The sequence below is a fragment of the Klebsiella sp. K47 genome, assembly GCF_051858335.1.
GTDB classification, from domain to species: domain Bacteria; phylum Pseudomonadota; class Gammaproteobacteria; order Enterobacterales; family Enterobacteriaceae; genus Klebsiella; species Klebsiella pneumoniae.
In genome coordinates, this window is record NZ_JBPYUI010000600.1 from 1 (window position 1) to 209 (window position 209).

The window sequence follows — 209 nt, forward strand, 5'->3', positions numbered from 1 at the left end:
TGAAATTCACCTGGCTGATGCCAGCCTGGTGCTGGAGCTGAACAGCTGCGGCCGGGGGTTTATTACGGCCGGAACAACGCAGGACTATACGGGGAAGCTGGTGCGTCTCGATGTGGGTTACACCGATCTGGTGTTGCGCTGGTTTACCGGGTACGTGGAACGCTCGCAACCTGCGGAAAACGGCTTTCAGCGTCTCTTTGTTCGTGAGC

1 pseudogene is annotated in these 209 nt (G+C 57.9%); it reads left to right on the top strand.

The window, feature by feature from the left end:
- Positions 1-209 (top strand): annotated as a pseudogene (locus RRF55_RS29385) (hypothetical protein); the annotation flags it as partial.